Consider the following 5,329-nt stretch of genomic DNA (forward strand, 5'->3'; position numbering starts at 1 on the left):
GGGCGGCTGTTCGCCGGCCGGTCGGCGGCGACGCCGGCCGAGGCGATGCAGGCGGCGCTCGGCGCGCTGCGGGTGACGCGCGGCGCCGCGGTGGCGATCGTCGCGCTCGACCGCGCGGCGGGGCGCCTGCGCTTCGCCGGGGTGGGGAACATCGCCGGCTCGATCGTCCCGGCGGCCGAGGGCGCGCGCTCGCAGAGCGTGGTGTCGCACAACGGCATCGTGGGGCACCAGATGCGGAAGGTGCAGGAGTTCGACTACGCGTGGCCCGAGGGGGCGCTGCTGGTGCTGCACTCCGACGGGCTGGCGACGCAGTGGCGGCTCGACGAGCGCCCCGGGCTCGCGCGGCGGGACGCCGCGCTGGTGGCGGGCGTCCTGTACCGGGACTGGACGCGGGGGCGCGACGACGTCACCGTGGTCGTGGCCCGCCACGCCGCCCGCCCCGACGCCGCCGCATGACGATCCCCCTCCTGACCTGCGCGCTCGCCACCGAGCACGACGTCGTCCTGGCGCGCCAGCGGGTGCGGCAGGTGGCGGCGCTCGTCGGCTTCGACGCGCAGGACCAGACGCGCATCGCCACCGCGGTCTCCGAGGTGGCGCGCAACGCCGTGCAGTACGGCGGGGGCGGGCAGCTGGAGGTCGGCGTCGAGCGCCCCGCGCTCCCCGGCGCGCCGCAGCACCTGCTGACGGTGATCCGCGACCGCGGCCCCGGGATCCCGCACCTCGACGCGGTGCTCGGGGGCGGCTACCGCTCCCCCACCGGGATGGGGCTCGGGCTGGTGGGCGCGCGGCGGCTCAGCGACCGCTTCGCCATCGCGGCGCCGCCGGGCGCGGGGACGACGGTCACGCTGGCGCGCGAGTTCGCGCGCGGCGCGCCGCCGGCCGACGCGACGACGGCGCGCCGACTCGCCGACGCGCTGGCCGAGCAGCCGCCGCGCGGCGCGCTGGAGGAGGCGCGGCTGCAGAACCAGGAGCTGCTGCGCGCGCTCGACGCGCTGCGCGAGCGGCAGGCCGAGGTCGACCGCCTCAACGCGACGCTCGCCGAGACCAACCGCGAGCTGGAGGAGACCAACCGCGGCGTGGTGGCGCTGTACGCGGAGCTCGACGAGCGCGCGAGCTACCTGGCGCGCCTCAACGAGGTGAAGACGCGCTTCCTGTCGGACCTGAGCCACGAGCTGCGCACGCCGCTCAACGCGATCCGCAACCTCGTGCGCCTCTTCCTCGACGGGGTGGTGGGCGACCTCACCGGCGTGCAGCGCAAGACGGCGGCGCTCATCGGCGACTCGGCCGAGGGGCTGGCGCAGCTGGTCGACGACTGGCTCGACCTGGCGAAGATCGAGGCGGGGAAGACGACGGTGCAGCTGGCCGAGTGCCGCGTCGCGGAGCTCTTCGGCGCGCTGCGCGGGATGTTCCGCCCGATGCAGGCGGTGCAGGCGGGCCCGGCGCCGGTCGGGGCGTGGAACGACCGCGGCGTGCCGCTGGTGTTCGGCCCCGCCGACGAGATCCCGCCCTTCCTGTGCGACGAGGCGAAGGTGTCGCAGATCCTGCGCAACTTCGTGTCGAACGCGCTCAAGTTCACGGAGCGCGGCGAGGTGCGCGTGCTGGCCGACGCCGACGACGACTGGGTGCGCTTCCACGTGCAGGACACGGGGATCGGGATCGCGCCCGACGACCAGGAGCAGATCTTCGAGGAGTTCTGGCAGGTGGAGTCGCCGCGGCAGCGGCAGGTGAAGGGGACGGGGCTCGGGCTCCCGCTGTCGCGCCGCCTGGCGCGGCTGCTCGGGGGCGACGTCACGCTCGAGAGCGTGCCGGGGGTGGGCTCCACGTTCACGCTGGCGGTGCCGCGGCGCCCGGCCGGCGAGGCCGCCGGCGCGCCGGCGCGCGAGGGGGCGCATGCGGACGTCTGACGCGGCGGCCGACCGCCCGATCGGCACGGTGCTCGTCGTCGACGACACGGAGGCGAACCGCTTCGCCGTGTCGCGGATGCTGGAGGTCGCGGGGTTCCGCGTGCGCGAGGCGGCGACCGGGCGCGACGCGCTGGCGCGCGCGGCGGAGCCCGGCTCGCGCCCCGACCTCGTGCTGCTCGACGTGCGCCTCCCCGACCTGCTGGGGTTCGAGGTGGCGCGGCGGCTGAAGGCCGACCCGGACACGGCGCACATCCCCGTGCTCCACCTCTCGGCGAGCTTCACGAGCCCCGAGGCGGCGGCGGAGGGGCTCGACGCGGGCGCCGAGGGCTACCTCACCCACCCGGTGGACCCGCGCGTGCTGGTGGCGACGGTGCGCGCGATCCTGCGCGGCGCGCACGCGGAGGCGCGGCTGCGCGTGAGCGAGGCGCGGCTGCAGCGCCTGCAGTCGGTGGCGACGGAGCTGGCGCCGGTGCTCGACGCCGTGCGCGCCGCCCAGATCATCGTCGCCGCGGGGGCCGAGCTGCTCGGCGTGCGCACGGCGTCGCTCGGGCTGCTGAGCGCCGACGGCGCGACGTTCGAGCTGGCGGCGGCGGTCGGGATGCCGGACGACGTCATGGCGAAGTGGCGCCGCTTCCCGAACGCGGGCGACCTGCCGTGGCCGCGCGCGGTCGCGTCGGGCGGGCCGCTGCTGATCGGCACCCCCGAGGGCTACGACGCGTTCCCCGCGCTCGGCGAGGAGCCGGAGCGTCTCGGCCTCGGCGCGGAGTACGTCGTGCCGCTGGTGGGGGGCGAGGGGGCGGTGCTCGGCGTCGTCGGGTTCGCGTTCGCGCGCGGGCGCGTCATCGGCGACGACGACCGGCGGCTGCTGGAGGCGCTGGCGCGGCAGGGCGCGCTGGCGATCGAGCGCGCCCGGCTGCACGAGGCCGAGCGGCTGGCCCGCCGCGCCGCCGAGCAGGCGAGCGAGGCGAAGAGCCAGTTCCTGGCGAACATGAGCCACGAGCTGCGCACCCCGCTGAACGCGATCCAGGGCTACGTCGAGCTGCTGGAGATCGGGGTGCACGGGCCGGTGAACGAGGCGCAGCTGGGCGCGCTCGGGCGGGTGCAGCGCGCGCAGCGCCACCTGCTCTCGCTCATCAACGACATCCTGAACCTGTCGAAGCTCGAGGCCGGGGGCGTCGAGTTCGACGTGCGGCCGGTGGCGCTGGCCGACGTGGTGGCCGACGTGCTGCCGATGGTCGAGCCGCAGATCGCGGCCAAGGGGCTGCGCTGCGAGACCGACCTCGCGCTGGCCGACGACGGGGGCGGCGCGCCGATCATGGTGTGGGCCGACCGCGCGAAGCTGGCGCAGGTGCTGCTCAACCTCCTGTCGAACGCGGTGAAGTTCACCGCGTCGGGGGGGCTGGTGCGCGTGTCGGTGGCGCGGCGCCCGGCGTCGGCGGCGCTGGCGCAGCTCGTCTTCCTGCGCGTGGCCGACACCGGGATCGGCGTGCCGCGCGAGAAGCAGGACGCGATCTTCGACCCGTTCGTGCAGGTGGCCGCGGGGCTGACGCGCGGCAGCGACGGCACGGGGCTGGGGCTGGCGATCTCGCGCGACCTGGCGCGCGGCATGGGCGGCGACCTGCGCATGCGCAGCGCGGTCGGCCAGGGGTCGACGTTCACGGTGGCGCTGCGGCGCGCGCAGCCGGGCGACGCCCCGCGCGGGTGAGGGGGCGGTGCCGACGCCGTACGAGAGCGCGCGCCTGAACCTCGAGCTGTTCGCGCTGCGGCGCGAGCCGGAGCTGCGGCGCGCGCGCGCGTGGTTCACCGCCGAGTTCACGCCGGCGACGTTCGAGGAGCTGGTGGCGGTGGCCGGCGGCGCGCGCAACGCCGACTTCCGCATGGTGCTCGGCTACTGGGACATGGCGGCGTCGCTGGTGACGTCGGGCGCGGTGGACGGCGACGCGTTCCGCGCCGCGCACGGCGAGGTGTACCTCGCGTTCGCCAAGGTGCACCCGTTCCTGGCCGAGCTGCGCGCGCTGACGGGGGAGCCGGGGTTCTGCCGGCACGTCGAGGCGGTGGTGCTGGCCGACCCGCAGGCCGGGGCGGTGCTGGCGCGGCGGCGGGCGGCGGCGCTGGCGGCGGCCGAGCGCGCGGCCGCGGGGTGAGACGGTGCAGCCGCCGACGGTGGTCGAGTACACGCTGACGCAGGAGCTCGCGCTCGCGCATCTGACGCTCGAGGTGCGGGTGCGCGGGGCCGGCCGAGCGGCGAGCGGCGAGGCGCGCGTGACGGTGCCCGCCGGGCGGCAGGATCACTACGACCGCCTGTTCCGCTGCCGTGCGTGGGAGACGGCGCCCGCGCGGGCGACCTGCGTCGTCTCCTTCGCCGACGGCGCGCCGGACTGGCTGGGCCTATTCGCCGACCTGGAGTCGCTCGACGTGGCGCGCGCGCCGGCCCACCCGCCGAGGAGCGGGGTGCAGCCCGACGGGATGCGGTGGACGACTGAATGCCTCGACGGCACGCCGTGGTCCATCGCGCGCCGGGACGCGGGCGGCGCCGTCGTCCGCGACGAGTGGGCCTGCGGGCGCTCGAGCCCCGAGCGCCTGGCGTACGAGGGGCGCGTCGACTCGATCCTCGGCCGCATCTGGCAGGCCGCCCGGGCCGCTCCTAGATAGAGAGCCATGCCGGCCGACTACACGATCGACCCCGCGCGCCGCCGCATCCACACGCGGCTGTCGGGGACGCTCACCGACCCCGAGCTGATCGCGATGGAGGCGCGGCTGCGCGTCGACCCGGCGTACGACGCCGAGTACGACCACGTCATCGACGCCACCGGGGTCACGGCGCTCGCGGTCACCGGCGCGGGGATCCGCCACATCGTCACCGTGACGCCGAACGGGCAGGGGTGCGCGGGGCGGCGCGTGATCGTCGCGCCCACCGACGCGCTGTACGGGATGGGGCGCATGTTCCAGACGCTGCGCGACGCCGAGCCGTCGGAGCTGGCGGTGGTGCGCACGCGCGAGCAGGCCGAGGCGCTGCTGGCCGCCCCCGCGGACGAGGCGCCGCGCCGCTCGCCGGCGTGAGGGCGCGGCGGCGCCACCCGCTGGTGGCCGGCGCGATCGCCTACACGACCGCGCTCGCCCTGGCCGCGTCGCTCGGCGTCGGCTCGTCGTGGCGCCCGCGGCGCGCGCCGGCGCGGCAGGCGGTGGTGGACCACCTCCTGTTCACCGCGCACGTCGTCGGCGACGAGCTGGCGCGCGCCAGCGCCGACCGCCGCTGGCCGCTGCTGGTGCCGGTGCTCGGCCGCGGCGCCGGCGAGCTGGCGGGGGACTCGGCGCTGGCGACGTTCGACGCGCACGCGGCGCGCACGCTCGACGGGTGGGGGCTGGGCGGCGACCGGTGGCGCGGGACGCGCCGCAAGTCGGAGGCCAAGCGGTCTTAGGAAGAC

7 protein-coding genes are annotated in these 5,329 nt (G+C 77.0%); all 7 read left to right on the top strand.

What is annotated here, in order from left to right; all coding sequences use genetic code 11:
* Positions 1-456: SpoIIE family protein phosphatase (locus PYV61_RS20450; RefSeq protein ID WP_275835091.1), on the top strand; the 456-nt coding region annotated here is incomplete at its 5' end.
* Entirely contained in the window at positions 453-1,904 is a 1,452-nt protein-coding gene (locus PYV61_RS20455) for an ATP-binding protein (RefSeq protein ID WP_275835093.1), read from the top strand. The genes PYV61_RS20450 and PYV61_RS20455, both read left to right, overlap by 4 nt.
* Positions 1,891-3,609: an ATP-binding protein gene (locus PYV61_RS20460; RefSeq protein WP_275835095.1), complete on the top strand. Its 1,719-nt coding sequence runs from the start codon at positions 1,891-1,893 to the stop codon at positions 3,607-3,609. The genes PYV61_RS20455 and PYV61_RS20460 overlap by 14 nt, the downstream gene beginning before the upstream one ends.
* Positions 3,610-3,616: 7 nt before the next feature.
* Positions 3,617-4,048 carry a hypothetical protein gene (locus PYV61_RS20465; RefSeq protein ID WP_275835097.1) on the top strand — a complete coding sequence of 144 codons (432 nt, stop codon included), beginning with the start codon at positions 3,617-3,619 and terminating at the stop codon, positions 4,046-4,048.
* A gap of 4 nt (positions 4,049-4,052) precedes the next feature.
* Positions 4,053-4,556 (top strand): hypothetical protein, encoded by a 504-nt coding sequence (locus tag PYV61_RS20470; protein WP_275835099.1) that lies wholly within the window; start codon positions 4,053-4,055, stop codon positions 4,554-4,556.
* Positions 4,557-4,562: 6 nt separating this feature from the next.
* Positions 4,563-4,964: a hypothetical protein gene (locus PYV61_RS20475; protein ID WP_275835101.1), complete on the top strand. Its 402-nt coding sequence runs from the start codon at positions 4,563-4,565 to the stop codon at positions 4,962-4,964.
* Complete coding sequence (locus PYV61_RS20480) at positions 4,961-5,323, top strand: hypothetical protein (protein WP_275835102.1); 363 nt, start codon at positions 4,961-4,963, stop codon at positions 5,321-5,323. Before PYV61_RS20475 ends, PYV61_RS20480 begins: the two co-directional genes overlap by 4 nt.
* Positions 5,324-5,329: the final 6 nt, after the last annotated feature.

This window comes from Roseisolibacter sp. H3M3-2, assembly GCF_029211165.1.
GTDB lineage: Bacteria > Gemmatimonadota > Gemmatimonadetes > Gemmatimonadales > Gemmatimonadaceae > Roseisolibacter.